This window comes from Microbacterium sp. NPDC058062 (assembly GCF_042885375.1).
In the GTDB taxonomy this organism is placed as follows: domain Bacteria; phylum Actinomycetota; class Actinomycetes; order Actinomycetales; family Microbacteriaceae; genus Microbacterium; species Microbacterium trichothecenolyticum_C.
The window spans coordinates 593,696-619,109 of sequence record NZ_JBHVSC010000004.1 but is presented as its reverse complement, the minus strand read 5'-3'; the positions used below and the strand labels follow the sequence as shown (position 1 = coordinate 619,109).

The 25,414-nt window shown below is 71.2% G+C and carries 23 protein-coding genes and 1 pseudogene; 17 read left to right on the top strand and 7 right to left on the bottom strand.

Translation table 11 applies throughout. The features are described 5' to 3' along the window. Nucleotides 1–294 precede the first annotated feature (294 nt). Nucleotides 295–1,302: a LacI family DNA-binding transcriptional regulator gene (locus ACFVSU_RS16080; RefSeq protein WP_387144970.1), complete on the bottom strand. Its 1,008-nt coding sequence runs from the start codon at nt 1,300–1,302 to the stop codon at nt 295–297. 98 nt (nt 1,303–1,400) lie between these two features. On the opposite strand from ACFVSU_RS16080, the gene xylA reads away from it, so the two are divergent. From xylA to ACFVSU_RS16045, 7 genes are all read left to right on the top strand, one after another. Beyond that, entirely contained in the window at nt 1,401–2,591 is a 1,191-nt protein-coding gene (gene xylA, locus ACFVSU_RS16075) for a xylose isomerase (protein WP_387144967.1), read from the top strand. A gap of 107 nt (nt 2,592–2,698) precedes the next feature. Next, nucleotides 2,699–4,003, top strand: a complete 1,305-nt coding sequence (xylB, locus tag ACFVSU_RS16070; protein ID WP_387144964.1) for a xylulokinase — start codon at nt 2,699–2,701, stop codon at nt 4,001–4,003. Nucleotides 4,004–4,331: 328 nt separating this feature from the next. Beyond that, a complete protein-coding gene (locus ACFVSU_RS16065) occupies nt 4,332–4,703 on the top strand; it encodes a hypothetical protein (RefSeq protein ID WP_387144961.1) in 372 nt (123 codons plus the stop codon). Next, nucleotides 4,648–6,270 carry a LuxR C-terminal-related transcriptional regulator gene (locus tag ACFVSU_RS16060; protein WP_387144958.1) on the top strand — a complete coding sequence of 541 codons (1,623 nt, stop codon included), beginning with the start codon at nt 4,648–4,650 and terminating at the stop codon, nt 6,268–6,270. The genes ACFVSU_RS16065 and ACFVSU_RS16060 overlap by 56 nt, the downstream gene beginning before the upstream one ends. A 145-nt stretch (nt 6,271–6,415) precedes the next feature. Next, nucleotides 6,416–7,513 carry an SAM-dependent methyltransferase gene (locus ACFVSU_RS16055; RefSeq protein WP_387144955.1) on the top strand — a complete coding sequence of 366 codons (1,098 nt, stop codon included), beginning with the start codon at nt 6,416–6,418 and terminating at the stop codon, nt 7,511–7,513. A gap of 117 nt (nt 7,514–7,630) precedes the next feature. Then, entirely contained in the window at nt 7,631–8,470 is an 840-nt protein-coding gene (locus tag ACFVSU_RS16050; protein ID WP_387144952.1) for a transposase, read from the top strand. An 84-nt stretch (nt 8,471–8,554) separates the two neighbouring features. Continuing rightward, nucleotides 8,555–9,352 (top strand): GTP pyrophosphokinase family protein, encoded by a 798-nt coding sequence (locus ACFVSU_RS16045; RefSeq protein ID WP_387144949.1) that lies wholly within the window; start codon nt 8,555–8,557, stop codon nt 9,350–9,352. Between the two features lie 16 nt (nt 9,353–9,368). Here ACFVSU_RS16045 and ACFVSU_RS16040 read toward each other — a convergent pair whose 3' ends face one another. Then, nucleotides 9,369–9,959: a TetR/AcrR family transcriptional regulator gene (locus ACFVSU_RS16040; RefSeq protein ID WP_387144946.1), complete on the bottom strand. Its 591-nt coding sequence runs from the start codon at nt 9,957–9,959 to the stop codon at nt 9,369–9,371. Nucleotides 9,960–10,023: 64 nt separating this feature from the next. On the opposite strand from ACFVSU_RS16040, the gene ACFVSU_RS16035 reads away from it, so the two are divergent. The 5 genes from ACFVSU_RS16035 to ACFVSU_RS16015 all read left to right on the top strand — a co-directional run bounded on the left by ACFVSU_RS16035 (nt 10,024) and on the right by ACFVSU_RS16015 (nt 15,017). Continuing rightward, nucleotides 10,024–11,154, top strand: coding sequence for a hypothetical protein (locus tag ACFVSU_RS16035; protein WP_387144943.1), 1,131 nt, complete (start codon nt 10,024–10,026; stop codon nt 11,152–11,154). Between the two features lie 79 nt (nt 11,155–11,233). Further along, nucleotides 11,234–12,433 carry an alpha/beta fold hydrolase gene (locus tag ACFVSU_RS16030; RefSeq protein WP_387144940.1) on the top strand — a complete coding sequence of 400 codons (1,200 nt, stop codon included), beginning with the start codon at nt 11,234–11,236 and terminating at the stop codon, nt 12,431–12,433. 31 nt (nt 12,434–12,464) lie between these two features. Continuing rightward, complete coding sequence (locus ACFVSU_RS16025) at nt 12,465–13,658, top strand: cation:proton antiporter (protein WP_387145284.1); 1,194 nt, start codon at nt 12,465–12,467, stop codon at nt 13,656–13,658. Beyond that, nucleotides 13,655–14,140 carry a glutaminase gene (locus ACFVSU_RS16020; RefSeq protein ID WP_387144937.1) on the top strand — a complete coding sequence of 162 codons (486 nt, stop codon included), beginning with the start codon at nt 13,655–13,657 and terminating at the stop codon, nt 14,138–14,140. The genes ACFVSU_RS16025 and ACFVSU_RS16020 overlap by 4 nt, the downstream gene beginning before the upstream one ends. A gap of 76 nt (nt 14,141–14,216) precedes the next feature. Beyond that, complete coding sequence (locus tag ACFVSU_RS16015; protein WP_387144935.1) at nt 14,217–15,017, top strand: tryptophan-rich sensory protein; 801 nt, start codon at nt 14,217–14,219, stop codon at nt 15,015–15,017. Here the strand turns inward: ACFVSU_RS16015 and ACFVSU_RS16010 are convergent, their stop codons facing one another. Continuing rightward, nucleotides 15,018–15,761, bottom strand: coding sequence for a GMP synthase (locus ACFVSU_RS16010; protein ID WP_387144932.1), 744 nt, complete (start codon nt 15,759–15,761; stop codon nt 15,018–15,020). Nucleotides 15,762–15,885: 124 nt separating this feature from the next. Here ACFVSU_RS16010 and ACFVSU_RS16005 point away from each other — a divergent pair, with 124 nt between their 5' ends. The 4 genes from ACFVSU_RS16005 (at nt 15,886) to ACFVSU_RS15990 (ending at nt 21,362) form a co-directional block, all read left to right on the top strand. Then, nucleotides 15,886–16,503, top strand: a complete 618-nt coding sequence (locus tag ACFVSU_RS16005) for an RNA polymerase sigma factor (protein WP_045301345.1) — start codon at nt 15,886–15,888, stop codon at nt 16,501–16,503. Beyond that, on the top strand, nt 16,493–16,960 hold the full coding sequence (locus ACFVSU_RS16000) for a hypothetical protein (RefSeq protein WP_056372401.1): 468 nt from the start codon (nt 16,493–16,495) through the stop codon (nt 16,958–16,960). Before ACFVSU_RS16005 ends, ACFVSU_RS16000 begins: the two co-directional genes overlap by 11 nt. A 133-nt stretch (nt 16,961–17,093) precedes the next feature. Continuing rightward, a complete protein-coding gene (locus tag ACFVSU_RS15995) occupies nt 17,094–18,812 on the top strand; it encodes a S8 family serine peptidase (protein ID WP_387144927.1) in 1,719 nt (572 codons plus the stop codon). A 60-nt stretch (nt 18,813–18,872) separates the two neighbouring features. After that, the gene (locus ACFVSU_RS15990; protein ID WP_387144924.1) at nt 18,873–21,362 is read left to right on the top strand and encodes a CHAT domain-containing protein; all 2,490 of its coding nucleotides are present in this window, start codon (nt 18,873–18,875) and stop codon (nt 21,360–21,362) included. Between the two features lie 210 nt (nt 21,363–21,572). On the opposite strand, the gene ACFVSU_RS15985 is transcribed toward ACFVSU_RS15990, so the two are convergent. After that, on the bottom strand, nt 21,573–22,331 hold the full coding sequence (locus ACFVSU_RS15985) for a LysR substrate-binding domain-containing protein (protein ID WP_387144921.1): 759 nt from the start codon (nt 22,329–22,331) through the stop codon (nt 21,573–21,575). Between the two features lie 35 nt (nt 22,332–22,366). On the opposite strand from ACFVSU_RS15985, the pseudogene ACFVSU_RS15980 reads away from it, so the two are divergent. Then, nucleotides 22,367–22,766, top strand: a pseudogene (locus tag ACFVSU_RS15980) (DUF1304 domain-containing protein). Nucleotides 22,767–22,787: 21 nt separating this feature from the next. On the opposite strand, the gene ACFVSU_RS15975 reads toward ACFVSU_RS15980, so the two are convergent. The 3 genes from ACFVSU_RS15975 to ACFVSU_RS15965 all read right to left on the bottom strand — a co-directional run bounded on the left by ACFVSU_RS15975 (nt 22,788) and on the right by ACFVSU_RS15965 (nt 25,333). Further along, nucleotides 22,788–23,354 (bottom strand): thermonuclease family protein, encoded by a 567-nt coding sequence (locus tag ACFVSU_RS15975; RefSeq protein ID WP_387144918.1) that lies wholly within the window; start codon nt 23,352–23,354, stop codon nt 22,788–22,790. Between the two features lie 42 nt (nt 23,355–23,396). Beyond that, nucleotides 23,397–23,804, bottom strand: a complete 408-nt coding sequence (locus ACFVSU_RS15970) for a transferase (RefSeq protein WP_056372272.1) — start codon at nt 23,802–23,804, stop codon at nt 23,397–23,399. Nucleotides 23,805–23,950: 146 nt separating this feature from the next. Further along, nucleotides 23,951–25,333, bottom strand: coding sequence for an aspartate aminotransferase family protein (locus ACFVSU_RS15965; protein WP_387144915.1), 1,383 nt, complete (start codon nt 25,331–25,333; stop codon nt 23,951–23,953). Between the last annotated feature and the right edge of the window lie 81 nt (nt 25,334–25,414).

The window sequence follows — 25,414 nt, the reverse complement described above, 5'->3', positions numbered from 1 at the left end:
GGGAAGCGCCACTAAGTGGTCTCCGGCCTCGTCGTCGCGCCCGGCTGTGCCACCACCATTTCTACACTCGGTGTGTTAAGTCCGTGTCACGGGCTGTTGAACTTCCGGTTCACACAGCCCTCCTGGCCGTGGTCGCGATGTCATGAACCGACGGGGTCGGGCGCGCCTCCGGCTCGGCGAAGGCGCGCCGAACCGACCGCGCCCAACCGGACGATCCCTCTGGGATGCGAGATGTCGCCGCCCGAGCCCGGACGGGCGGCGCGGCGCCGGGGCGCAGCATCCGTTCCCCGTCGGTCAGGCGGCGAACGGCGCGGTGCTGCCGCGCACCACCAGGTGCGTGGCGAGGTCCATGCGCAGGGTCTCGGGGGTCGCACCCTCGGCGAGGCGCAGCGCCAGGCGCGTCGCCTCCTCGCCCATGCGGCGCAGGGGCTGGTGGACGGTGGTGAGCTGCGGGCTCATCCAGCGCGACAGCGCGATGTCGTCGTAGCCGACGACCGAGAGGTCGTCCGGCACGCGCAGCCCGGCCGCGGACCCGGCGGCGATCACGCCGAGCGCCTGCAGGTCGCTGCCGGCGAAGATCGCGGTGGGCGGGTCGTCGAGGGCGAGCAGCTCGCGTCCCGCGGCCTCGCCCCCGCCGGGATGGAAGTCGCCGAAGCGGATCAGGTTCGCGTCGATCGGCAGGCCCGCCGCGTTCATCGCCGAGCGGTAGCCGTCGACGCGCGCGAGCGAGCACATCATGTCCTCGGGGCCCGTGATCGCGGCGATCCGGCGGTGGCCCAGCTCGATGAGGTGGCGCGTGGCCATGAGCCCGCCCGACCAGTTGGCCGAGCCGACCGAGGGGACGTCGGGAGAGGGGTCGCCGGCTGGGTCGACGATGACGAACGGGATGCCCTGCGCCCGCAGCTTGTCGCGAAACCGCTCCGCGATGTCGGAGAACACGAGGATCACGCCGATCGGCCGGCGGCGCAGCACGCCGTCGATCCAGTCGGCGCCGGGGGTGTGACGGTCGCCGCTCACCGTGAGCACGACCGAGAGCCCCGCGTCGTGGGCGACGTCCTCCACGCCCTCGATGACCTCCATCGACCAGCTCGCCTCCAGCTCGTGGAAGACGAGCTCGACGAACTCGCTGCGCTGCTTGCCCGACCGGCGGGTGTACCCGTGGCGGGCGAGCTCGGTCTCGAGCCGTGCGCGCGTGCCGGGGGCGACGTCGGTGCGCCCGTTGAGCACCTTCGACACGGTGGCGAGCGAGACGCCCGCCTCGGCGGCGATGGTGGCGAGCGTGATCCGTGGCCCCTCCGTCATGCGTCGATGCTAACGCCGAAACTATCGGGATCCGCGCTGGACCCCGCATCGTTTCTGGTATAGGTTGTCGGCAGCAACATTTACCGCGAAGGAGCGTCATGCCCACCCCCACCCGCGCCGACAAGTTCTCGTTCGGTCTCTGGACCATCGGCTACAACGGCACCGACCCCTTCGGCGGACCGACCCGCAACCACCTCGATGTCGTCCACGCCGTCGAGAAGCTCGCCGAGCTCGGCGCGTACGGCCTCACCTTCCACGACGACGACCTGTTCGCGTTCGGATCGACGGATGCCGAGCGCCAGACGCAGATCGACCGCCTCAAGGGTGCGCTCGCCGACACCGGCCTGATCATCCCGATGGTCACCACGAACCTCTTCTCGGCCCCCGTCTTCAAGGACGGCGGATTCACGTCCAACGATCGCGACGTGCGCCGCTTCGCGCTGCGCAAGGTCTTCCGCCAGCTCGACCTCGGCGCCGAGCTCGGCGCCAAGACCTTCGTCATGTGGGGCGGCCGCGAGGGCGCCGAGTACGACTCCGCCAAGGACATCCGCGCCGCGCTCGAGCGCTACCGCGAGGCCGTCAACCTGCTCGGCGACTACGTCACCGACAAGGGCTACGACATCCGCTTCGCCATCGAGCCGAAGCCCAACGAGCCCCGCGGCGACATCCTGCTGCCGACCCTCGGCCACGCGATCGCGTTCATCGACTCGCTCGAGCGCCCCGAGCTCGTGGGCCTCAACCCCGAGGTCGGCCACGAGCAGATGGCAGGCCTCAACTTCGCCGCCGGCATCGCCCAGGCGCTGTTCCACGGCAAGCTCTTCCACATCGACCTCAACGGCCAGCGCGGCATCAAGTACGACCAGGACCTCGTGTTCGGCCACGGCGACCTGCACAACGCGTTCGCGCTCGTCGACCTGCTCGAGAACGGCGGCCCCGGCGGCGTGCCCGCGTACGACGGCCCGCGCCACTTCGACTACAAGCCCTCGCGCACCGAGGACGAGACGGGCGTCTGGGACTCGGCCGCCGCGAACATGCGCACCTACCTGCTGCTCAAGGAGCGCGCCGCGGCCTTCCGCGCCGACCCCGAGGTGCAGGAGGCGCTCGCCGCCGCGAAGGTCGACGAGCTGTCGGTTCCGACGCTCAACCCGGGTGAGACGTACAACGACTTCCTCGCGGACCGCTCGGCCTACGAGGAGTTCGACGCGAACGCGTACCTCGGCGGCAAGGGCTTCGGCTTCGTCCGCCTGCAGCAGCTCGCGACTGAGCACCTGCTCGGCGCCCGCGGCTGACCCATCCCACTCACCGAACCAGGGGATTCTCGTCGAGACCCGGGGCGCCGTCCCCGGTCTCGCGTGGAATCCCCTGTTTCGGCGGAACACAGCGTGAAGGAGCGCACATGAGCCTCGTGATGGGGGTCGATTCGTCGACGCAGTCCTGCAAGGTCGTGATCGTGGATGCTGCGACCGGGGCGGTCGCCCGGCAGGGGCGCGCGTCGCACCCCGACGGCACCTCGGTCGACCCCGAGGCCTGGTGGAGCGCACTGCAGGAGGCGATCGCCGACGCCGGAGGGATCGACGACGTCGAGGCATGGGCGATCGGCGGGCAGCAGCACGGCATGGTGGCGCTCGACGCCGAGGGTCGGGTCGTCCGCGATGCGCTGCTGTGGAACGACACCCGCTCGGCGCAGGCCGCGGCCGACCTCACGGCGGAGTTCGGCGCCGAGGAGCTCGCGCGGCGCACGGGCCTCGTGCCCGTGGCATCCTTCACGATCACGAAGCTCCGGTGGCTGCGCGACCACGAGCCCGACAACTCCGCGCGGGTCGCGGCCGTCGCCCTGCCGCACGACTGGCTGACCTGGCGGCTGCGCGGGTTCGGGCCCGAGGGTGCGTCGCCGCGCGGCCCCGAGCTCGACGAGCTCGTCACCGACCGCTCGGACGCTTCGGGCACGGGCTACTGGAACCCCGCCACGGGCGGCTACGACCACGAGCTGCTCATCGCCGCCCTCGGCCACGACGCCGCGCTGCCGCGAGTGCTCGGACCCGACGAATGGGTGACGGATGCCGCGGACCGCCGTGTCGGCGGCGGTGCCGGCGACAACGCCGGCGCGGCCCTCGGGCTCGGTGCCGGTCCCGGCGACGTCGTCGTGTCGATCGGCACCAGCGGAACCGTCTTCGCGGTGAGCGAGGAGCGCACGATCGACCCCACCGGCACGGTCGCGGGATTCGCCGACTGCACGGGCCGATTCCTGCCGCTCGTCGCGACGCTCAACGCCGCGCGCGTGCTCGACGCCGTCGGACGCGTGCTCGGCGTCGACCACGCCGAGCTGTCGCGGCTGGCTCTCTCCGCCGAAGCGGGCGCCGCGGGCCTGACGCTGGTGCCTTACTTCGAGGGCGAGCGCACGCCCAACCTTCCCGACGCCACGGCCTCGCTCACCGGCATGACGCTCGCCTCGACGACGCGTGAGAACCTCGCTCGCGCCGCGGTCGAGGGAATGCTCTCGGGGCTCGCTGCCGGGCTCGAAGCCCTCCGCGCCCTCGGCGTGCCGCTCGAGCGCGCGCTGCTCGTCGGCGGCGGCGCGCAGTCCGCAGCCGTGCGCGAGATCGCGCCGCTCGTGCTGGGCCTTCCGGTCGAGGTGCCCGAGCCGGGGGAGTACGTGGCCCTCGGCGCCGCGCGGCAGGCGGCATCCGTCCTCGCCTCCTGAGTTCCCTGGCTGCGCTCGCGGGTGCGTGGAGTGCTCTCCCGTCCCGGCGAAGTCCGGACTTCGCAGATCTACGGGCCCGAGATGCTGCGATTCCCGGACTCCGGCTCGCAAGGAATCGCCGTGGGTCGGGCTCGATTCCCGGCGAAGTCCGGATTTCGTAAATCTGCGGGCCTGAGATGCTGCGATTCCCGGACCGCACTCCCAGCGGGTGGGTGGAGAAGCCGTCCCGACTGGGCCTGACCCGCGGGCCGAATCATGCAGGCCGCCTCGGCGGAAATGGGTAGAACTGCCGATGTATCGCGGGTGGCAGCATCCGTATCTTCCCTATATGGATGCTGCGACGCTCGCCGGTACGGTCTCGACCGTGCTGTTCGCCGCGGCCAACCTGCCGATGGTGGTGAAGGCCGTGCGGTCCGGCGACCTGCGCTCGTACAGCCTCAGCGCGCTCGTGATGGGCAACGTCGGCAACGCCGTCTACACGGTCTACGTGCTGAGTCTGCCGTTCGGGCCGATCTGGATCCTGCACGGCTTCTACCTCACGACCATGGCGATCATGCTCGTGCTCTACGGGGTCTCTGCGCACGCGCATCGGGGTCGCGCGACGACGACCGGACACGGCGCGATGACGGCGGTAGCATTCGGGCATGGCGGACACGGTCGCCGTGCTCGAACAGGCGCGGGCGGCATACCGGTCCGGTGACTGGGAGACGGCGCGGGAGGCGTTCGAGGGGGCCCGCCGCGACGCCGCGGCCACCGGTGCCGACCTGCGCGCGCTCGCGTCGTGCGAGTGGTGGCTCGGGCGGCAGGACGCCTGCCTCGAGCGCCTCGAGTCGGCCTTCCGCGTGCTCTCCGACGAGGGCGACGCCATGGGCGCGGCCGAGGCGGCGCTCGTCGTCGCGCTCGTGCGCCTGATCCGCGCCGAGATCACCGTCGGAACCGCGTGGGCGCGGCGCGCGCGGAGGATCCTCGCCGACCTGCCCGACGGTCGCGGGCACGCCTACGAGGTGTACCTCACGGCGAGCATGGACCTCGACGGCACCGGCGCGCTGTGGCCGGCCGAGAGCGTGTCGCGCATGCGCGAGCTGGCCGACGCGCTGCGCCAGCCCGCGGTGTCCGCGTTGAGCGCGGTCATGGCCGGGATGCACGCGATCCGGGCGGGGCGCACGGCCGAGGGATTCGCGCAGCTCGACGAGGCCATGCTCTGCGTCGTGTCGGACGAACTCGAGGCGGAGTGGGCAGGCGACGTGCTGTGCACCACCATCCATGTGTGCCATGAGCTCGCGGACTTCCGCCGCATGGCCGACTGGACGCGCGCGACCGAGGCCTGGTGCGCCGCACGCGGCGCGCACGTCCTCTACGCCGGCGTCTGCCGCGTGCACCGCCTCGAGCTCCAGTCCGCGAGTGGGGAATGGGATGCTGCGGAAGCGGCGCTCGAGCGCGCGTGCGAGGACCTCGGATCCGATCACCCGTGGATCGCCGGCGAGGGCTGGAACCAGCTCGGCGAGATCCGGCGCCTCCGCGGCGACGCCTCTGGAGCGCGCGACGCCTACCGCCGTGCGAGCGAGGCCGGGGTCGACCCGGTGCCGGGCGAGGCGCTGCTGGTGCTCGCGGACGGCGACACCGAGCGCGCGGCCGCGATGATCGCCGCCGCACTGGAGCAGCGCGATCGGATGGGCCGCGCGCGGCTGCTGCGTCCGGGGATCGAGATCGCCCTCGCGGACGGGCGGCCGCGGGAGGCCGAGCACCTGCTCGACGAGCTCGAGGACGACGCCCGCGCCTTCGGCAGCGACGGATTCCACGCGTGGGCGGCCCACGGGCGCGGGATGATCCTGATCCACACCGGCGACGCCGCGGGCGCCGTCGGCCGGCTGCACGCCGCCCTCGACCTCTTCCGGCGCTTGGGGCAGCCCTGGGAGCAGGCGAACGTGCTGTGCTGGCTCGCCACCGCCCAGGAGCTCCGTGGAGAGCCGGCGCTGGCCGCGCAGCTGCGGGAACAGGCCGGCGTGATCTTCGAGCGCCTCGGCGCGCCGCCGGTCGTCGTGCGATCCGCGGCTGCCGAGGACGGCGGCCCGCTGACCGCCAGGGAGCGCGAGATCGTCGAGCTCGTCGCGCAGGGCAGGGCCAACCGGCAGATCGCCGACGAACTCTTCATCAGCGAGAAGACCGTGAGCCGGCACCTGGCGAACATCTACGTGAAGCTCGACGTCGGCTCGCGCACCGCCGCCGCCGCATGGTGGCGCGAGCACGCGGGGAAGCACAGCCGGTGACCGAGGTCGGCGCCGAGCGCGGCCCTGCATCGAATGGTGCAGACGCACACGGCGGACTTGCGCGGTTCTGCCGACGCGGCGCCTCCCTCACGCTCCGTAGCGTCGGGGCCAGACATCAGACGGAGCACTCATGAAGGAGGACAAGATGTCCACGACGACCACTGAGCCCGGGGTGAAGACCGAGGCCGAGGCCACGGCGGCCTTCGCCGACCGGATCATGGAAGCAACGCTCGGCTGGATGGACCTCATGGCCGTCCACCTCGGCTCGCAGCTCGGCTGGTACGCCGAACTGTCGCGGGCCGACGGGCTCACCGCCGACGAACTCGCGGAGCGCACGCACGCCGACGCGCGGTACGCGCGCGAGTGGCTCGAGCAGCAGTCTGCGAGCGGCATCCTGCGCGCGGATGAGGACGCCGATCCCGCCGCTCGGCGGTTCCGCCTCGCGCCGGGTGTCGCCGAGGTGCTGCTCGACCGGGGGAGTCTGTCGTACCTCGAACCGCTCGCCCGCATGGCGGCGGCCTCGGGGACCCAGATCGACGCCCTCCTCGACGCCTATCGCACCGGCGGCGGCGTCAGCTGGGAGCAGCTCGGCCGGCACGCCCGCGAGGCGCAGGCCGACATGAACCGGCCGTGGTTCGACGATCTGCCCGATCTCTTCGCGGCGATCGACCGGCTCGATGCCGTGCTCCGGCGCCCTGATGCCCGCATCGCCGACCTGGGCTTCGGCGGCGGCTGGTCCTCGATCGCCCTGGCGAGGGCGTACCCGCAGCTGCGCGTGGTCGGCCTCGACATCGACGAGGCCTCCGTCGAGGCGGCCCGCCAGAACGCCGCGGGAGCCGGGGTCGCCGACCGCGTCGAGTTCCTGCTGTGCGACGCGGCGCTCGTCGCCGAGTACGGCCCGTTCGACGCCGTCTTCGCGTTCGAGTGCCTGCACGACATGCCGCATCCCGTGGAGGTGCTTTCGGCGGCACGCGGCGCAGTGAGCGACGACGGCATGGTCGTCATCATGGACGAGGCCACCGAGGAACGCTTCGCCGCGAACGCGAGCGACCTCGAACGACTGCTCTACGGCTTCAGCCTCTTCGTCTGCCTGCCGGACGGACGCTCGCACACACCGAGCGCGGGCACCGGCACGGTGATGCGCCCCTCGACCCTCCGCGGCTACGCGCGTTCGGCAGGGTGGTCCGACGTCGAGGTGCTGGTCCCCGAGTTCGGCCTCTGGCGCTTCTACGAGATCGTCTGAGTCGTCGCGGCCCCGTCGCGAGCTCGTCGCCGCGGGGCTCCCGGGATCCGCATCCCGTGGCCTTCCCCGCCGCAGTCGGTCCTGAGAACGGTCGGGGCCATGGGACACAATGGGCGCATGGCCGACGCCGACGAACAGCTCGACGCGATCGCAGCCGAGCTCTACGCCCTCCCGCCGGCGGAGTTCACGGCCGCCCGCAACGCGCGTGCGGGGCTCGCGGCACCGGCGCTGGCCAAGCAGCTCAAGGCGCTGCGCAAGCCCACGGTCTCGGCGTGGGCCGTCAACCTGCTCGCACGCGACGGGCAGCTCGCTGACGCGGTGGAGCTGTCGGCCGCCCTCCGCGAGGCGCAGGACGACCTCGACGCCGCCGAGCTGGCACGCCTCGGCCGCCAACGGCGTCAGCTGGTGGCCGCCCTCGCGAAGCAGGCGGTCGGGCTCGCCGAAGAGGCGGGCGGCACCCTCAGCACGGCCGCGCGCGACGACGTCGAGAAGACCATCAACGCGGCGGTGATGGATGCCTCGGCCGCGGCCGCCGTCCTGACGGCCCGGCTCGTCAAGCCGCTGGAGGCGGGCGACATCGAGCCGGCCGCGCTCGCCGACGCCGTGGGCGGGTCGCTCCCGGGAGCCGTCGCCGCGCCCCCGCGCGACGACCTCGCCGAGCGCCGCGCGCGCAAGGCGGCAGAGAAGGCGGCGCGCGAGGCCGAGCGCCTCGCGAACGAGGCGGAGCGCGAGCTCGCCCGCGTCGACGTGCGCCGCGCGAAGGCGCAGGAGCGGGTCGACCACGTGCGGGAGCGCATCGGCGACCTCCGTCGTGACCTCGCCGTCCTCGAAGGTGACGAGCGGGCGGCCGTGGAGAAGCTCGACGCGGTCGAGGACGAACGGTCGGTTGCGGCGGCGAAGGCCCGCGACGCCGCGCAGGCGAACGAGCGTGCGCAGCGGGCCCTCGACGACGCCTGACGCTCCTGCCGCGCGACGGGCGCCGCAGGCGCAGCATCCACTCCTCACAGGACTCTCGTAGAACCGCCGCCTAGCGTGAACGGCATGGCGACTCCTGCACCTCTGGTGCCCGCGACGGCGTCCGACGAGGGTGAGATCACGGTCTCCCCGAGCGAGCTCCGGGAGCTGCGGGACGAGCTGCAGCGCTTCATGATGGAGTACCGGTTCGGCCTGCAGGAGGTCGAGACGAAGATCGGCATCCTGCGCGACGAGTTCCTGCTGACTCACGACTACAACCCGATCGAGCACGTCTCGAGCCGCGTGAAGTCGCCCGACAGCCTCGTCGAGAAGGTGCAGCGCAAGGGCATCGACGGGGACTTCGCCTCGATCCGCCGGAGCATCACCGACATCGCGGGCATCCGCATCACGTGCAGCTTCACGGCCGACGTGTACCGCCTCTTCGACCTGCTGACCGCGCAGGACGACGTGCGCGTCCTGCAGGTCAAGGACTACATCGCGTCGCCGAAGTCCAACGGCTACAAGAGCCTGCACGCGATCCTCGAGGTGCCGGTGTTCCTGTCGACCGGGCGCATCGAGGTGCCGGTCGAGGTGCAGTTCCGCACCATCGCGATGGACTTCTGGGCGAGTCTCGAGCACAAGATCTACTACAAGTACGCGACGCGCGTGCCCGACGAGCTGCTCGAGAGCCTGAAGGACGCCGCCGAGACCGCCGCCGAGCTCGACGCCCGCATGGAGCGCCTGCACCGGCAGATCCGAGGCGGCGGCGCGGGCCAGACGGCGCCCGTGGCCGTCCGCGAGATCACCGCGGTTCCCCCTCCCGTCGAGGCGATTCCGGATGCTGCCACCCTCCGCCGCGACGACGCCGAGGCCCGCCCCGTCTAAGGGGGGGCGGAACCGTTCAGCTCGCGAGGACCGCGACCGCGCTTTCGAGGTACTCGTCGACCGGGCGGGGGCCGAAGACGGCGCTGTTCGCGATGTAACCCTGAGCGAGGGCGACGATCGACCGGGCCGTCTCGGCGGCGAGGGTTGAGGCATCCGCGTCATCCGGAGTCTGCGTGCGCGCCCACGGGTCGATCGCGAGGGTGAGCGAGGCCCGCAGTCGTGCGGCGGTGCGCAGCATCTCATCGTGCAGACCAGGCTCGACCATCGCCTCCCCCCAGAACTGCAGGACGAGCGAGGGGGAGAGCCCGGCCTCGGCGAACATCGAGAGCATCCCCTGGAGCGCCTCCCGGGGCGTGACGATGCGCCCACTCCGGCCGGCGGCCTCGAGGGCGTCGATGCGGGGGAGGAGGAACCGCCCCACCACGTAGCGGGCGAGCTCCGCCTTGTTCGAGAAATGCGAATAGATCGCGCCTGTCGACAGACCCGACTCCTCGACGATGTCGGCGATCGACGTGTCGCGCACGCCGTTGCGGGCCAGGACGCGCAAAGCGGCGCGGGCGATCTCGTCGCGGCGGGCCTCGCGGTACTCCTCCGACACCTTGGGCATGGAAACAGAATACCGATTCTGTTATTCTCGCAAACAGAATCACCATTCTTTTTAGGAGGACGCGATGAGCACTCATCGTGAAACGGCATCGAAGGATGCTGCACCCGCCCGGCCCACGAAGTGGGGCGTCGCCGCGCTGTTCGGCCTGATCGGATCGCTGATCGTCGCCGTGATCGTCATGGCCTTCGTCTGGCCTGCGGCCACCTCGCAGCCGCAGAACCTCCCCGTCGGCATCTCAGGACCGGCCGACGCCGTCGCCGCCGTCGAGGACAAGCTCGCCGAGCAGGACCCCGCTCCCTTCGATCTCCATGAGGTCGACTCGCGTGACGACGCCGTGTCGCAGATCGAGTCGCGCGCGCTGTACGGCGCGATCCTTCTCGGCGACGAGCCGGAGGTGCTCATCGCGACGGCGGCGAGCCCCATCGCCGCGCAAGCGCTGCGCGGCGTCGCCACGCAGCTGCAGTCGCAGATCGACACGGCGGCCAAGACCGCGCTCACCGACCAGCTCACGGCGATCGTCGGGGCGCTGAAGGCAGGCCAGATGCCACAGCTTCCCGCTGGTGCGGTGGGTGCGGCGCCGGAGATCCCCACGGTCACCGTCACAGACGTCGTGCCGCTGGCCGACGGTGACAGCACCGGCGCCGGGCTCGCGGCATCCGTCTTCCCCATGGTGCTGGGCGGCATGCTCGGCGGCATCCTGCTGACGCTGCTGGTGCAGGGCGTCGTCCGCCGCCTGGTGGGCCTGCTCGTCTTCGGCATCGCGGCCGGTGCGCTGATCGCACTGGTGATGCAGACGTGGTTCGGCGTCCTGACGGGGGACTGGCTGCTCAACGCCGCCGTGCTCGGCCTCGGCGTGACGGCGACGTCCGCACTCATCGTGGGGCTCGCCGCCCTGATGGGTCCTCCGGGGATCGCCGTCGGCGCGATCATCACCATGTTCATCGCGAACCCGATCGCCGGTGCCGCGCAGCCGCCGGAGTTCCTGCCCGAGCCGTGGGGCGCGCTCGGCCAGTTCTTCGTTCCGGGGGCATCGGCGCACCTGCTGCGCTCGGTGATGTACTTCCCGGATGCCGCCACCTGGGCGCAGTGGACGATCCTCGGTGCCTGGCTCGTGGCCGGTGTGGTGCTGGCGCTCATCGGGCACCAGCGCGATCGCGCCGAGCTGACGCCGCCTGAGCGCCAGCTGGAACACTGACGCACGACCGTAGGATCCGGCGAAGCGGGGAACCGCCGGATCCTTCGCGCAGCGGGCGCCGCACGATAGCGTCGCAGCAATGGGGACCTCGACGCGCCGCGCGCGCCGGCAGCGATTCGTCTTCGCCTTCGTGGCGGCGACGCTCGCCGTCGTGGGCGGAGTCGTCGCGGCCGAGGAGGTCCGGTTCGTCGGTGACGCGCTCGAGCGCCCCGGAATCGACGCGTTCTACGCCCAGCCCGACGACGCCGCCGACGGCGACCCGGGCTCGCTCGTGAAGGTCGATGCGCTCCTCGGCGCTCCGCTCGCGGCGCGGGCGTGGCGGATCATGTACCGCACCACCGACGTGCACGGCGATGCGGCGGTGGCCACCGGCGTACTCGTCGCGCCGCTGACGCCGGCGCCGTCGTCGGGGCGCACCGTCGTGTCGTGGGGCCATCCCACGACCGGGGCGGCCCGGGACTGCGCGCCGTCGTACGGGTTCGACCCGTTCGTCGGCATCGAGGGGCTCAGGTTCCTGCTCGACCGCGGGTACGCGGTCGTCGCGACCGACTACGTCGGCATGGGCACGGCCGGCCCCGACTCGTACCTCGTCGGCGTCACCGGCGGCAACGCCGTGCTCGACGCCGTGCGGGCCGCCCGGGCCGTGCCGGACGCCCGTGCGAGCGAGCGGGTCGTGCTGTGGGGCCACTCGCAGGGTGGTCAGGCGGTGCTCTTCGCCGCTCAGCAGGCAGCCGACTACGCGCCCGAGCTCGACATCCAGGCCGTCGCCGCCGCGGCGCCGGCTGCCGACCTGCCCGGCCTCATGAGCGCGCACCTCGACGACATCTCGGGGGTGACCATCGGGTCGTACGCGTTCACCGCCTACGCGGACGTCTACCCCGAGGCATCCCTCGACATGATCCTCACGCCGACCGCGCAGGAGATCGTGCCACGCATGAACCAGCTGTGCCTGCTCACCAACATCCCGAAGCTCCACGAGATCGGGCAGCCGCTCGTGGGGGACTTCACCACGAGCGATCCCACGAAGACCGAGCCGTGGGCGAGCCTGCTGGAAGCGAACTCGGCGGGGGCGACCGCGTTCGACGCACCGCTGTTCCTGGCGCAGGGGCTCGAGGACGAGCTCGTCGTGCCGTCCGACACGACGGAGTTCGCACAGCACGAGGCGGACCTCGGCATGGACGTGACGTACCACGAGATCCCGTTCGCGAACCATGGCACGGTGGCCTATCTGTCACTGCCGGCGATGCTCCGCTGGCTCGACGGGGTCTCGGCGGGGTGACCCGGCTGGCTAGTCTGTTCGCGTGGACGGTATGACACCCTCGACGCTCCTGCTGATCCCGCTGATGGCCGTGCTCGCGCCCCTGCTCGCGCGCGGGATCGGCCACTGGGTGCGGGTTCCGGTGGTGGTGTTCGAGCTTCTGCTCGGCATCCTGATCGGCCCGGCGGTGCTGGGATGGACGGGGCCCAACGCCTTCGTCGATACGCTCGCGAACTTCGGCCTCGCGATGCTGTTCTTCGTCGCCGGCACCGAGATCGAATTCGGGTCGTTCCGCGGGCGGCTCGGTGTGCGCGCATCGCTCGGCTGGCTCATCAGCCTCGCAGCCGGCGTCGCGGCGGGATGGCTGCTCGCCCCCGGCGAGGCCGCCATCGTGATCGGCGTGGCGCTGTGCTCGACGGCGCTCGGCACCCTCCTGCCGATCCTGCGGGATGCCGGCGAGCTCCCCACCCCGTTCGGCAAGGCGGTCGCGGCGATCGGCGCCGTCGGCGAGTTCGGGCCCCTCATCGCGATCTCGATCTTCCTCGGCGGACGCGAGCCGGGCCTGTCGACGATCGTGCTGGCACTCTTCGCCGTGTTCGCCGGCCTCGCTCTCTGGCTCGCCTTCCGCGTGCCCCGCGGCGCCATGCACTCGTTCGTCAACTCCACGCTGCACACGTCGGGGCAGTTCGCGATCCGCGTCGTGTTCGTGATCCTCGCGGCCCTGGTCGCGCTGAGCGTCATCCTCGACCTCGACATGCTGCTGGGGGCCTTCACCGCCGGCATCATCTGGCGCCTGCTCATGCGCGACGCGTCCGAGCACGACCGCCACGCCGTCGAGAGCAAGATCGAGGGCGTCGCCTTCGGGTTCCTCGTCCCGATCTTCTTCGTGTACACCGGAATCACGTTCGACCTGCAGGGGCTGCTCGACGACCCGGCCCTCTTCTGGCTCGTGCCGCTGGTGCTCGTCGCGCTGTTCGTGGTCCGCGGTCTGCCGTCGACGCTCGCGGCGCCCGTGGGATCCACACGCCGTGAGCGGCTCTCCGTCGCCCTGCTCGGGGCGACGGGGCTTCCGATCATCGTCGCCGTGACCCAGATCGGCGTCGACGAGAAGATCCTCGACACGACGCAGCAGACCGTGCTCGTCGCGGGCGGCATGCTGTCGGTGCTGCTGTTCCCGCTGGTCGGAATGGCACTGCGCGGCGAGAGGCTGAAGGCCAGCCCCTCACTCCTGGACGACATGGCGTGACCGCCCTCGACCTGCTCGACGCCGCCCGCTCGCGGCTCGCCGATGCGCCCCGGGAGGCCCTCGGCGAGCTCGTCGTGCCCAAGCGCTTCCTGGGGCTGGCACGCGCTCCCCGCATCGAACGGCGCGGGGAGGCGTGGCACCTGGGAGTGCTGCTCCTCACCGACGATGCGGTCTTCGCGACCGGCGACATCCTCCGCGCGCGCCACGAGGCCCGGCGCGGCTACACCGCCGAGTCCCAGCGGCAGCGCGCCGAACTCGCCGCCGCCGCACGTCGCGGCGGTTTCGCGGAGGGCGAGACCGTGCACATCGGATGGCGGATGCTGCAGCCCGGCGCGGTCGACAGGGGCGAGGCATCCGCCCCGCTCTTCTCCTCCGACGGCGTGCCCAGCGTGCGGTGGAGCGCCGCCGGAGGGCTCATGCCGCTCGAGACGTATCTGTCGGAGCGGGTCGTCCTGCTGCTCGATCCGCCAGGCGGCGCATGAGAGCGCTCGATATCCGCCGTGGGGCGGGATGTCAAGAGCCCTCGTGGCGGGATGACGCGCGCCCTACCGTGTGAGCATGACCGCCAAGGACCTCGCCCGGCAGATCATCGTCATCAGCGCGTTCTGCTTCATGATCGTGGCCGCCATGGTCGGAACCGGCCTGTTCGGCGGCACGCCGGTGCAGGCGCTGCAGGACGGCGCGCTCGACCAGGACGGCTCGTACCTCGCGCCGGCGCGACCGGCGTTCTCGATCTGGACCGCGATCTACGTCGGCCTGTTCGCCTACACGGTGTGGCAGGCGCTCCCGCGCCAGCGGGGCAGCGAGCGGCAGCGGGCGCTCGGGTACCTCATCGCCGGCACGATGGCGCTCAACGGGCTGTGGCTCGTGACGGCGCAGTTCGGCTCGCTCGCGCTGACGGTGCTCGCGATCATCGTGCTGCTCGCGCTCCTGGGCGTCACGTTCAGCCGCACCGTCATCGAGCCCGCCGACGGCTGGGCCGATCGGCTGCTGGTCGACGGGGTCACGGGCCTCCACCTCGGCTGGGTGACGCTCGCCACCGTCGCGAACGTCGCGGCCTGGCTGACCTCGATCGGATCGCCCGAGTGGGAGGCATCCGCGGACCTGTGGGGCGTGGTCGTCCTCATCGCCGTCGCCGTCATCGGACTCGGAATCGAGGTCGCGAGCCGCTGGCGCCTCGGGCCGGCGCTCGCGCTTGCGTGGGGGCTGATCTGGCTCGCGGTCGGCCGGCTCGAGGGCGAGCCGCAGAGCACCGCGATCGGGGTGACGGCGATCGTCGTCGCTGCCGTGATCCTCGGCACGGCGATCATCGGCACCGCGGCGCGCGAGCTGACCGCGGTCCGCAACGCCGAGGTGTGATCAGGCGGGCGCGAAGCGGTCGGCGAACGCCCGCAGCAGACGCGTGGGCTCCGTGACGGATGCCGCGAGCACGCGTCCGGCGATCGCGTCGTAGTCCGCGGAATCGAAGTAGCCGTCGTCGCGGTACACCGCCATGCGCTCTGTGAACGCCTTCGTGGTCGGCTCGGGGTGGAACTGGGTCGCGTAGAGCCGGTCGCCCACGCGGTACGCCTGGACGGGGCATCCGTCGTTCCTCGCCAGCAGGACCGCGCCCTGCGGCAGGCTCTCGGTCCCCTCCTTGTGGGCGGTGAGCGCCGTGAAGCTGTTCGCGAGCGCGCCGAACAGCGGGTCGGCCGAGGCCTGCTTCGTGAGCGCCACCGCAACAGGGCCGGTGTCCTCGGGGAAGGCGCGGCTCACCGTGCCGCCGAGCGTGCGGGTCGCGATGCCGATGCCGTAGCAGGTGAACAGGGCGGCCGGACCGTCGCCGGCCGCGGTGCGTTCGGCGATGCGCGCGAGACCCGCCTCGAGGCGCCGCTGTGCGTCGGTCTTGGTCGACTCGGGGTCGGTGACGTTGAACGGACTGCCGCCGACGAGGAAGCCGGAGTAGCGCTCGAAGGCGTCGTCGGGAAGCGGATCGCGCACCAGGTCGTGGTGCGCGAGGCGGCTCTCGTCGAGGTGCATCGCGGTGCGGAAGGACTCGTATTCGGCGGCGGCCGCACCCAGCTGCGGGCGCACGCAGACATAGAGCAGCGGCGCGGTCGTCATGCAGGAAGTCTAGGTCTCCGCTCCCGGACGCTGCGAGACGGCTGAAATGGTCGGTATTCACCAGGTATCCGTGTATCAAATCGCCACTACCGCGCTCGGGCATGGTGTGGACAGAATGGGCGCTATGACGCAGGCTGGCGCCGAACCATCCGTCGACTCCGTGGAGCCGGCGCGATGGGAGCGCGCCGCCGCACTCTTCGTGCGGTGGCGTGAAGGCGACAGCCGTGCGATGGACGAACTCGTCCGCCTGATGACGCCGCCGCTATGGCACGTCGTGAGGGCGTACGGGCTCGATCATTCGTTGGCGCAGGACGTCGTGCAGACGACCTGGCTGACGCTCGTACGCCGTCACGAGACCATCAACGACCCGCTCGCGGTGTCGGGGTGGCTCACGATGTGCGCGCGCCGTGAGGCGTGGCGGGTCGGCAAACAGCATCGGCGTGCCGATGCGACAGAGGCCGAGTCGCTCGAACCGCACCTTCCGGTCCACGAATCCGCCGAGCAGACGGCCGCGCAGGACGACGAGACCCGTCGCCTCTGGACAGCGGTCGGAACGCTCAACGAACGATGCCAGCGCCTGCTGCGGATCGTCGCGTTCGAGGACCGCCCCGACTATGCCCGCATCGCCGAAGACCTCGCGATGCCCATCGGATCGATCGGACCGACCCGCCAGCGCTGCCTCGCGAAGCTACGCGCCGTACTCGAGGGAGACGGATGGAGAGGTGACGACGATGGAAACTGAAGACTTTGCGGCCGACGCCGCGCTCTTCGCACGGATGCGGCGCATGTGGGAGGACGTCGACCCCGTGCCGGCCGACCTGGTGGACCAGATGGTCGCCGCGGTCGCCGTCGAGGACCTGTCGCGGGAGTACGCCCTCCTGACACTCGTCGAGGGGACGTTCGCGGCCGTGCGGGGAGAGACCGATACGGCGACGCTCCAGTTCAGCGACGGCACGACCAGTGTGCTGCTGCACGTGACAGCCACCGAGGGCGGCGACCGGCGCGTAGACGGATGGGTGGATGCCACAGCCCTCGCCATCCGTCTCATCCAGGGCGACCGTGAGTGGTCGGCCGAACCGGGCGAGCACGGTCGCTTCGCCTTCGACGAGGTCACGCCCGGGATGGCGCGGCTTCGCCTGGTGGTGCGCGACGCCGACGGCGCGCTGCGCGACTTCCAGACCCCGCAGTTCGAAGTCTGACAACCAGTTCGAGATACGAAGATCGGATGCCGCGGCCTGGGGGCCGCGGCTCCCATGTGTGTGAGGAGAAGACGATATGGCCAGCGCAAGCGGATCCTGGCGGGACCGGGTCAAAGCCGGAGCGCCTCGCGGAGTGGTTCTCGACCCGACGCGCAACGTGGTGCCGGGCTACGAGGCGTTCCCGAGCGCGTACGCGCCGGGGCATCTGCTGATCTTCGGCGACAGGACCGACTCCGAGAGCACCCTGCTCGCCGCAGCGCAGGAGCTCGGCTGGGACTTGGAGGTCGACCGCATCCGCCCCGAGGACTCGTCGAAGGACGACCTGTGGAAGGCGACGATCATCCAGCTGCCGAGTCCGACGCGCGACGACGAGCCGGTGCCGCCGGTCGACGCCTGGCGCCTGCTCCAGCACGCGAGGCGACTCGAGATCGAACAGGCGGAGATCGACCAGCGGTCCGGGGGAACGACCCGCGAGCGGGCGCTCACCGACGCGGCGGAAGAGAGCCGGGTCCGGGCGGAGGTGCGCCGCAAGGTCGCGGTCGAGGCGGCCAACCAGCGGGAGGAATTCGCCTCCCGGCGTCCGCCGGTCCGATCCCGCGGCCCGGAGAAGTCGGTGGCACCCGAGACGCGGCTGCGCAACGTGAGCCTGGACCACGTCCTGACGGTCGATCCCATCGGACTGAATCCGCACTCGATCACGAACCCGCACTCGATCACGAACCCGCACAGCATCACCAACCCGCACTCGATCACGAACCCCTCGGGCACGGACGGCTACGCGTATCCCGGCAACGGCGGCCTCGAGATCGTGTCGTACATCGGACCCGATCCGGTGCGCTCGGAGGCGAAGTTCCCCGGCAGGAGGCCGGTCGTGGCTGTCGTCGACACCGGCTGCGGCAAGCATCGGTGGCTTCCGCCGTTCGGGGCGGGCGAGGCGGGGCCTGGCGTGGCCGCGGACTCCACAGCCATCGTCTACCGCGGCACGCTGCCCGACGGACAGCTCATCGGCTTGCAGGATCCCCTGACTGACCCGGAGGTGCACGGCGACCAGTCCGGCCCCCTTGACGGGTATCTCGACGCGGCTTCAGGCCACGGCACCTTCGTCAGCGGCATCGTCCGTCAAGTGGCACCCGAGGCGGAGATCATCGCGATCCGGGTGGCCGACAGCAACGGGACGGCGCTCGAGAACGAGCTGATCATCGCGCTGGAGGAGCTGGCGGACTGGGTCGAGGCCGACACCGACAAGAACAAGGTCGATGTCGTGAACCTCTCGCTCGGTTACTACCACGAGACCCCCGAAGACGGGCAGTACAGCGATCGACTGTACAAGGCGCTCGTCCGGCTGCGGGCGAAGGGCTGTGCGATCGTCTGCTCGGCGGGCAATGACGCAACCGCGCGGCCGGCGTTCCCCGCAGCCCTCTGGGAAGGGGGTGACCCCGACCTCGGCCTCGATGACGCCGAAGGTCTCGCGCGCCACCTCGCCGTCGGCGCGCTCAACCCGCAGGGCACCTCCGCGGCGCTGTTCAGCAACGTCGGGCCGTGGGTCACGCACTTCGCGCCGGGAACGTCGATCGTCAGCACCTTCCCGAGGTTCCAGGGTGGCGTGCAGGCGGGCTCCAGCGCCGACACCGAAGACCGCGTGCGTCTGAGCCTCGACCCGGACGACCATTCGGGCGGATTCGCCATCTGGAGCGGGACCTCGTTCGCCGCGCCGTATGTCTCCGGCGTGATCGCCCAGGCCTTGAGCCCTGTGCTGATGAACCCGAGCGCCGTGCCCGAGTCGACGGATGCGGTGATCGAGAAGGCGCTGAAGAGGGTGGTCGACGCCGATCGCTCCAAGAAGACGACGTAGCCCATCGTCGGACCCGCCTGCCGCTCGCCATCGGGCGGCGGGCGGGTCCATCATGGCTCTGTGGAGGAGAGCGCCGATCAGCTGTATCAGCAGGGACGTCATCTGGCGACCCGTGGCAGCTACCTCGAGGCCAAGCGTGCGCTCGTGTCGGCAGCCGAAGCCGCGGATGCCGACGGAGACACCGAACTCAGCGCCCGCATCGCCGGCACGACGGCCTACGTCCTGGCACGGTTAGGCGACGTCGATGCGGGCGAACGCATCTGCCTCGAGGCCCTCGATCGGCCGGGCCTCTCGGCCGGGGCCGTCGCGCAGCTGCAGGGGCAGCTCGGGATGCTCGCCACCGAGCGCGGCCGGATCGACGAGGCGATCGGATGGTTCGGCAAGAGCATTCATGGCCTGTCCGACGAGCCCGTGCGCCAGGCCAACACACGCGTGAACCGCAGCATCGCGCTGATGCAGACAGGCAAGCTCGACGCAGCGATCGAGGATCTCGAAGCGGCGGAGGAGGTCTACCGGACCGCGGGCCTCGAGCAGGAGGCGAATCTCGCGGTCCATAACCGGGGCTACGCGCTCATGCTCGCCGGCGACCTCGTCTCCGCGTTGAGGACGATGCAGTCGGTGCGGGAACCCCTCGACAACGAGTCCGCGCTGTGGGCGGCGATCAACGAGCTCGACCGTGCCGAGGTGCTGCGCGATGCCGGACTGACCACGGAAGCCGAACGCAGCCTCGTCGCGGTCGCTGCCTCGCTCGGGCGCCACCACGCGCCGAGCGAGCGGGCTGCCGCGGAGTATCAGCTCGCACGTTCGCTCCTGAACCACGACCCCGAGGGTGCCGCCACCGTGGCCGGAAACGCTGCCCGGCGATTCCGGCGCGTGGGAAGCCCGGGTGGGGCCGCACGCGCTGAAGCAGTGCGCCTGCGCGCGCGGTTGTCGACGAGGAACCACGACCGCTCCGGCGATCCGCTCGCGCCCGCGGGGCGGCTGCCCTCGAAAGCCACCGTGGACGGCGTCGCGGTGCGGCTCGCAGACCTGGGCTTCTCCGCCGACGCGGAGGTCCTCGTCATCGCCGATGCGCTGGCGCGCGTGCGGCGCGGGAGCGGCACAGCGGCACCCGCGTTCCGCGTCGCGAAGAACACCCGACTCGAATCAGCCTTGCTGGTGCAGGAGCTGCGCGCTGCCGATGCGATGCGGCGGCGCCGGGACGGGGAGGCGCGACGTCACGCTCAACGCGGCCTCGACCTGCTCGACGCGTCGTTCAGCGACGGCGCTAGCCTCGACCTGCACGGCTCCGTGATGATGCGCGGCCTCGGTCTGCTCACCGCGGGGATCGGGGCGGCGCTGAGGTCGGGTCGGCCCGACACGGTGTTCGACTGGTCGGAACGGGCCCGACTGGGCAGCGAGCGGGTCATGCCGGTGCGCCCCTCACCCGATCCTGGGCTCGCGGCCGATCTGGCGGAACTCCGGGTCCTCCGTATGAACAGCCCCGACGGCGGATGGCTGGCCGATCCCCGGGCGCGCGCCCTCCAGGATCGAGCGCGCGAGCACCAGTGGTCCGGAACGGGCGCCGCGGGGGTTCAGCGCCGGGTGAGCCTCGCCGAAGTCCAGGCCGGAATCGAGGCGGGCGAGGCGCTCGCGAACTTCGTCTTCGATGGCGAGCGACTGGCGGTGCTCGTCATCGACAGCGACGACGCGGAGATGACCGAGCTCGACTGGGCGGCGTGCCGCCGCGTGATGCGCGGCCTTCGCGCAGACCTCGACGTGCATGCAGCGGTCTCCACGGGCCCGATGGCCGAGATCGTGCGGGCGTCTCTGACCGATCGGCTGGCCGCCCTGTCAGCAGCGCTGCTAGAGCCGTGGCTCGCCCGCGTCGGCGCGTCTCGCGTCGCCCTTACCATTCCGGGCGTGCTGGCAGGGGTGCCCTGGGCGATGCTGCCGGCGTTCCGCGGCGTCGCCATTTCGGTGGCGGGCTCCGCGAGCGGGTGGCTCCGTCGGCGCGAGCAGCCGTATCGGCACCCCGCGAGCGCAGGGTTCGCCGTGGGGCCGCGGGTCCCGCGCGGCGACGAGGAGGTGCTTCTGGCGGCCGACTCGTGGCGTGAGCCCGCCGTGCTCACGGGGGATGCGGCAGAGGTGCGTGCCGTCACTGCGCTGGCAGGCGAGGTCGACGTGCTGCACGTCGCCGCGCACGGCAGGCACGCGCTGGACAACCCCATGTTCTCGGGGTTCGAGCTCGCGGACGGGACGCTGTTCGGCTACGACATCGACCTCATCCCCGAGGTGCCCGACACCGTCATCCTCTCGGCCTGCGAGGTGGGACGGTCGTCCGTGCGCTGGGGAGAGGAAGCCGTCGGGATGACACGCATCTGGCTGCACGCCGGTGCTCGTGCCGTCATCGCCGCTCCCGTCGTGGTCGCCGACGACGACGCGTGCGAGCTGCTGGGTGCGGTCCACGAGGGCCTCGCCGCGGGCGTCGCCCCCTCGGAAGCGCTGGCCGCGGCATCCGTCCGCACCGGCATCGTCGCCCCGTTCCAGGTGCACGGCGCCGGCTTCTGAAGATTCTTCGCGTTCCGTGTATCAGGACGGATACTGCATGCTCCTGGTCATCGGAACGGCTTGCGCTTGGCCGACGGGGGGTCGGGGGCGCTGACAGAAGACCTTCTTGGGGAACGCAGAATCGGCTGTGGGTCTTCGCCGCCGATCCTCGAGGGGTGCTGCATGGGACTGGGGCGGCACCCCTCAATCCATGCTTCGGCTCAGCCGCGCTCAGCCACGCGATGAGTTGGCCGTGCGCCCGCGCACGATGCCGACGAAGGCCTCGACCGCGGGAGTGGTCCGCTCAGCTGCCCACGCGAGTGCCACCGTCGAGATCGGGCCCCCGCTCAGCGGACGGTATTCGACGTCCTTGCGACGGTGCAGTCGTGCGACCGACATCGGCACGACCACGATCCCGACACCCGCCGCGACGGTGGCGATCGCCTCGCCGGTGTCGGCAGGTGGAGCGAACCGCGGCGCGACGGTGCCGGGGAGCTGGACGGCGAGCACGTCGTCCTGCGGCACGATGAGCACCTCGCCCACGAGGTCCGCCGGGTCGAGCTCGTCCTCGGCAGCGGTCAGGTGCGAGTCCTTCGCGCACACGACGACCGGAAGCTCGTCGTACAGCGGGATGACGTGAAGGCCGTCCTTGTCGAGCGGCAGCCGCACGAGCGCCGCGTCGACTTCGCCGTCGAGGAGCACGCGACGCTGATCGGCGACGATCAGGGGCACGAGCTCGAGGGTGGTCTGCGGCATCCGTTCGTTCCAGGTGTCGATCCACTTGCCGGGCGTCGCGCCCGGGATCGCACCGAGTGTGAAGGTCGCGGGCATGGCAGGCTCGACGGGAGGCGTCGGCGACGGCCCGGGCGAAGGCTGCGGCCGCCGCGTCTTGGCGGGCTTCGCCTTCGAGGACGATCCGGATGCCGCGCCCGGACGCTTGCCCGATGCGCCGCGTCCTCGTCCGCCTGTGCGCGACCCGCCCTTCGCCATGCTGTTCAGCGTAGTCGGGGCGATATGGTTCGCTCATGGTGGCGATTCTGGCAACGGTCTTCGCGGCGCTCGCCGCGCTGCTGCACGTCTACATCTTTGTGATGGAGAGCGTCCAGTGGACGCAGCCCAAGATCTGGAAACGGTTCGGCGTGGCCGACCAGGCGGCTGCCGACACGACGAAGCCGATGGCGTACAAACCAGGGCTTCTACAACCTGTTCCTCGCCATCGGCGTCGTGATCGGGCTCGTGCTGCTCTTCGCGGGAAGCGACACCGCGCCCGTGCACGCGGCGGGGCTGGCGCTCGTGCTGTTCGCCCTGGGCTCGATGGTGGCAGCGGCGCTGGTGCTGCTCACGACCGGCCTGCGGTACCTGCGGGCGGCTCTCATCCAGGGCACGCTGCCGCTCATCGGGTTCGTGCTGTTCCTCTTCGCTTGACCGCCGCACCCGCGTGACGGCTCAGCCGCACGCGCCCCACTGTCCGGAAGCCTCGGCGACGGCCGCGGATTCGAGTGAGCGCAGCAGGGTCTCCTGGCTGCGGTTCGGCGAATAGACCTCGACCCGCGCATCGCCCTGCGCGACGAGCTCGCCGTTCACGAACCGGCCGTCGGGCGTCCAGACGTAGAGCAGTGTTCTGCCGTACTGGTCGTGCACCTCGACGTCGGCGGCGACCCAGATCGTCGATCCCACAGGGACGAGTGAGGTCAGCTTCGCCGTCGCCTCCGCACCCCAGCAGTCGAGTTCGGGCGAGATCTCGGGGGTATCGATGCCCAGCAGGCGGACGCGCGTGGATTCGAGATCGCCGACGACGTCGTTCGGAGTTGAGACGCGGGCGCGCAGCGTGTCGCCGTCGTGGACGCTCTCGACGGTCATCTCGAAGGCATCCGCCGGGATCGCCGGCATCGTGGCGGAGATGCCCGGCGCCGGCGGCGCGACCTCGGCGCCCACGTCGCGCCCGATGAACCACCAGTAGGCCGTGCCCGCGATGACGAGCAGCAGGATTCCGATGAGGACGCGTCTAAGCACGCCGCGAGCCTATGCGGTGGCGCCGACGCGCCACCGCGACGATCAGGCAGCCAGGCGCAGTCCGCGCTTGTCGGTGGCGACGCGCTCGCCGTCGGCGATCGTCTCGTCGTCGCCGATGAGCGAGCCTCCGGCGACACGGGCGTCGTGCCCGACCTGGGTGCGCACGCCGATCTTCGCGCGCGGGCCGATGGCCGCGCGCGGCCCGATGTGGGCGTGCGGTGCGATCTCGGCGTCAGGTCCGATGACGGCATCCGTCTCGACCCATACGCCCCGGCCGACGTGCGCGCCTGCGGCGATCTGCACGCCCGGTTCGACATACGCCCCCGCTTCGACGATGGCGCTGGGGTGCACCTTCGCTCCGTGCGCGATCAGGCCCCGACCGTTGACGTGCTTGCGGTACCGCAGCATCTCGCCCTGGTCGTTCTCGATGTCGATGTAGTTCTTTCCCACGGTCCCCTCCTGGAGCAGCACATGGTGCTGAGTACAGAAATAACGGTGGGGAGGGGTGATTCATTCCCGCGCATCGGAACGATTCGGTGACGGGCGTGCAACGGCCCCGCGCCCGGAATGGACGCGGGGCCGGAAAGGGGTGCTGATCAGCGCGTGACGTACTCGTCGGCGGTCGAGAGGGCCCGGTCGATGACGTCGAGTCCACGCACCAGCTCGTCCTCGGTGATCACCAGCGGAGGCGCCACGTGCACGCGGTTGAAGTGCGTGAAGGGCCACACCCCTTCCCGCTTGCACGCCGCGGCGACCGCGGCGATGGGTGCAGCATCCGTCCCGCTCGCGTTGAAGGGGACGAGCTGCTCGCGGGTCTCGGGGTCTTTGACGAGCTCGATCGCCCAGAAGAGGCCCATTCCCCGCACATCCCCGACGGATGGATGCCGCGAAGCGAGGTCGCGCAGACGCGGCTCGACGACGCGCGACCCGAGGTCGCGCACGCGCTCGAGGATGCCGTCGCGTTCGAACACCTCGAACGTGGCGACGCCCGCCGCGCACGCCAGCGGGTGGCCCGAGTACGTGAGCCCGCCGGGGAAGGAGACGGTGTCGAAGTGCGAGGCGATCCGGTCGGAGATGACGACGCCGCCGAGCGGCACGTAGCCCGAGTTCACGCCCTTCGCGAACGTGATGAGGTCGGGCTGCACGTCGAACGCCTGGAACGCGAACCACTCGCCCACGCGGCCGAAGCCCACCATGACCTCGTCGGCGATGTAGACGATGCCGTAGCGGTCGCACAGCTCGCGCACGCCGGCGAGGTAGCCGGGGGGAGGCACCAGCACGCCGTTCGTGCCCACGATGGTCTCGATGATGATCGCCGCGATCGTCGACGCACCCTCGAGCACGATGGTCTGCTCGAGGTGCTCGAGCGCGCGCTGCGTCTCCTCCTCGGCGCTCGACGAGTGGAACGCCGAGCGGTAGGGGTACGGACCGAAGAACTTCGCGGTCGAGCCGTCCGCGGGCTCATTCGGCCAGCGGCGCGGGTCGCCGGTCAGCGAGATCGCCGTGGTGGTGTTGCCGTGGTAGCTGCGGTACATCGACAGCACCTTGCGGCGACCGGTCACGAGGCGAGCCATGCGCACGGCGTTCTCGTTCGCATCGGCGCCGCCGTTCGTGAAGAACACCTTCTCGAAGCCGTCGCCCGCGACCTCGGCGATGCGGCGGGCGAGTTCGCCGCGCACGTCGTTCGCCATCGACGGCTGGATCGTCGCGAGACGACCCGCCTGATTCTGGATCGCCCGGACGAGATCCGGATGCTGATGCCCGAGGTTGAGGTTCACCAGCTGGGAGCTGAAATCGAGGTAGGCGTTGCCGTTGTAGTCCCAGAAGGTCGACCCCTCACCCGCGGCGATGGGGAGCGGATCGATGAGCGCCTGCGCGCTCCACGAGTGGAACACGTGGCCGCGGTCGTCCGCGCGGACGCGGGCGTCGGCCTCGGGATCGGTGTAGATGGCGGGGGCGGGGATGAGTGTGTCAGTCATTTTGCTCCGGTCGTTGAGCGAGCGAGGAACGAGCGAGACGAAACGCGTCGGCAATCCGGGCGACGCTGATTGCGAGTCGCG

Excerpts from the sequence above, each read along its gene's own strand:
- ACFVSU_RS16080 (WP_387144970.1), bottom strand. The coding sequence starts at position 1,302 with ATGACGGAGGGGCCACGGATCACGCTCGCCACCATCGCCGCCGAGGCG.
- xylA (WP_387144967.1), top strand. The coding sequence starts at position 1,401 with ATGCCCACCCCCACCCGCGCCGACAAGTTCTCGTTCGGTCTCTGGACC.
- xylB (WP_387144964.1), top strand. The coding sequence starts at position 2,699 with ATGAGCCTCGTGATGGGGGTCGATTCGTCGACGCAGTCCTGCAAGGTC.
- ACFVSU_RS16065 (WP_387144961.1), top strand. The coding sequence starts at position 4,332 with ATGGATGCTGCGACGCTCGCCGGTACGGTCTCGACCGTGCTGTTCGCC.
- ACFVSU_RS16060 (WP_387144958.1), top strand. The coding sequence starts at position 4,648 with ATGGCGGACACGGTCGCCGTGCTCGAACAGGCGCGGGCGGCATACCGG.
- ACFVSU_RS16055 (WP_387144955.1), top strand. The coding sequence starts at position 6,416 with ATGTCCACGACGACCACTGAGCCCGGGGTGAAGACCGAGGCCGAGGCC.
- ACFVSU_RS16050 (WP_387144952.1), top strand. The coding sequence starts at position 7,631 with ATGGCCGACGCCGACGAACAGCTCGACGCGATCGCAGCCGAGCTCTAC.
- ACFVSU_RS16045 (WP_387144949.1), top strand. The coding sequence starts at position 8,555 with ATGGCGACTCCTGCACCTCTGGTGCCCGCGACGGCGTCCGACGAGGGT.
- ACFVSU_RS16040 (WP_387144946.1), bottom strand. The coding sequence starts at position 9,959 with ATGCCCAAGGTGTCGGAGGAGTACCGCGAGGCCCGCCGCGACGAGATC.
- ACFVSU_RS16035 (WP_387144943.1), top strand. The coding sequence starts at position 10,024 with ATGAGCACTCATCGTGAAACGGCATCGAAGGATGCTGCACCCGCCCGG.
- ACFVSU_RS16030 (WP_387144940.1), top strand. The coding sequence starts at position 11,234 with ATGGGGACCTCGACGCGCCGCGCGCGCCGGCAGCGATTCGTCTTCGCC.
- ACFVSU_RS16025 (WP_387145284.1), top strand. The coding sequence starts at position 12,465 with ATGACACCCTCGACGCTCCTGCTGATCCCGCTGATGGCCGTGCTCGCG.
- ACFVSU_RS16015 (WP_387144935.1), top strand. The coding sequence starts at position 14,217 with ATGACCGCCAAGGACCTCGCCCGGCAGATCATCGTCATCAGCGCGTTC.
- ACFVSU_RS16010 (WP_387144932.1), bottom strand. The coding sequence starts at position 15,761 with ATGACGACCGCGCCGCTGCTCTATGTCTGCGTGCGCCCGCAGCTGGGT.
- ACFVSU_RS16005 (WP_045301345.1), top strand. The coding sequence starts at position 15,886 with ATGACGCAGGCTGGCGCCGAACCATCCGTCGACTCCGTGGAGCCGGCG.
- ACFVSU_RS16000 (WP_056372401.1), top strand. The coding sequence starts at position 16,493 with ATGGAAACTGAAGACTTTGCGGCCGACGCCGCGCTCTTCGCACGGATG.
- ACFVSU_RS15985 (WP_387144921.1), bottom strand. The coding sequence starts at position 22,331 with ATGGCGAAGGGCGGGTCGCGCACAGGCGGACGAGGACGCGGCGCATCG.
- ACFVSU_RS15965 (WP_387144915.1), bottom strand. The coding sequence starts at position 25,333 with ATGACTGACACACTCATCCCCGCCCCCGCCATCTACACCGATCCCGAG.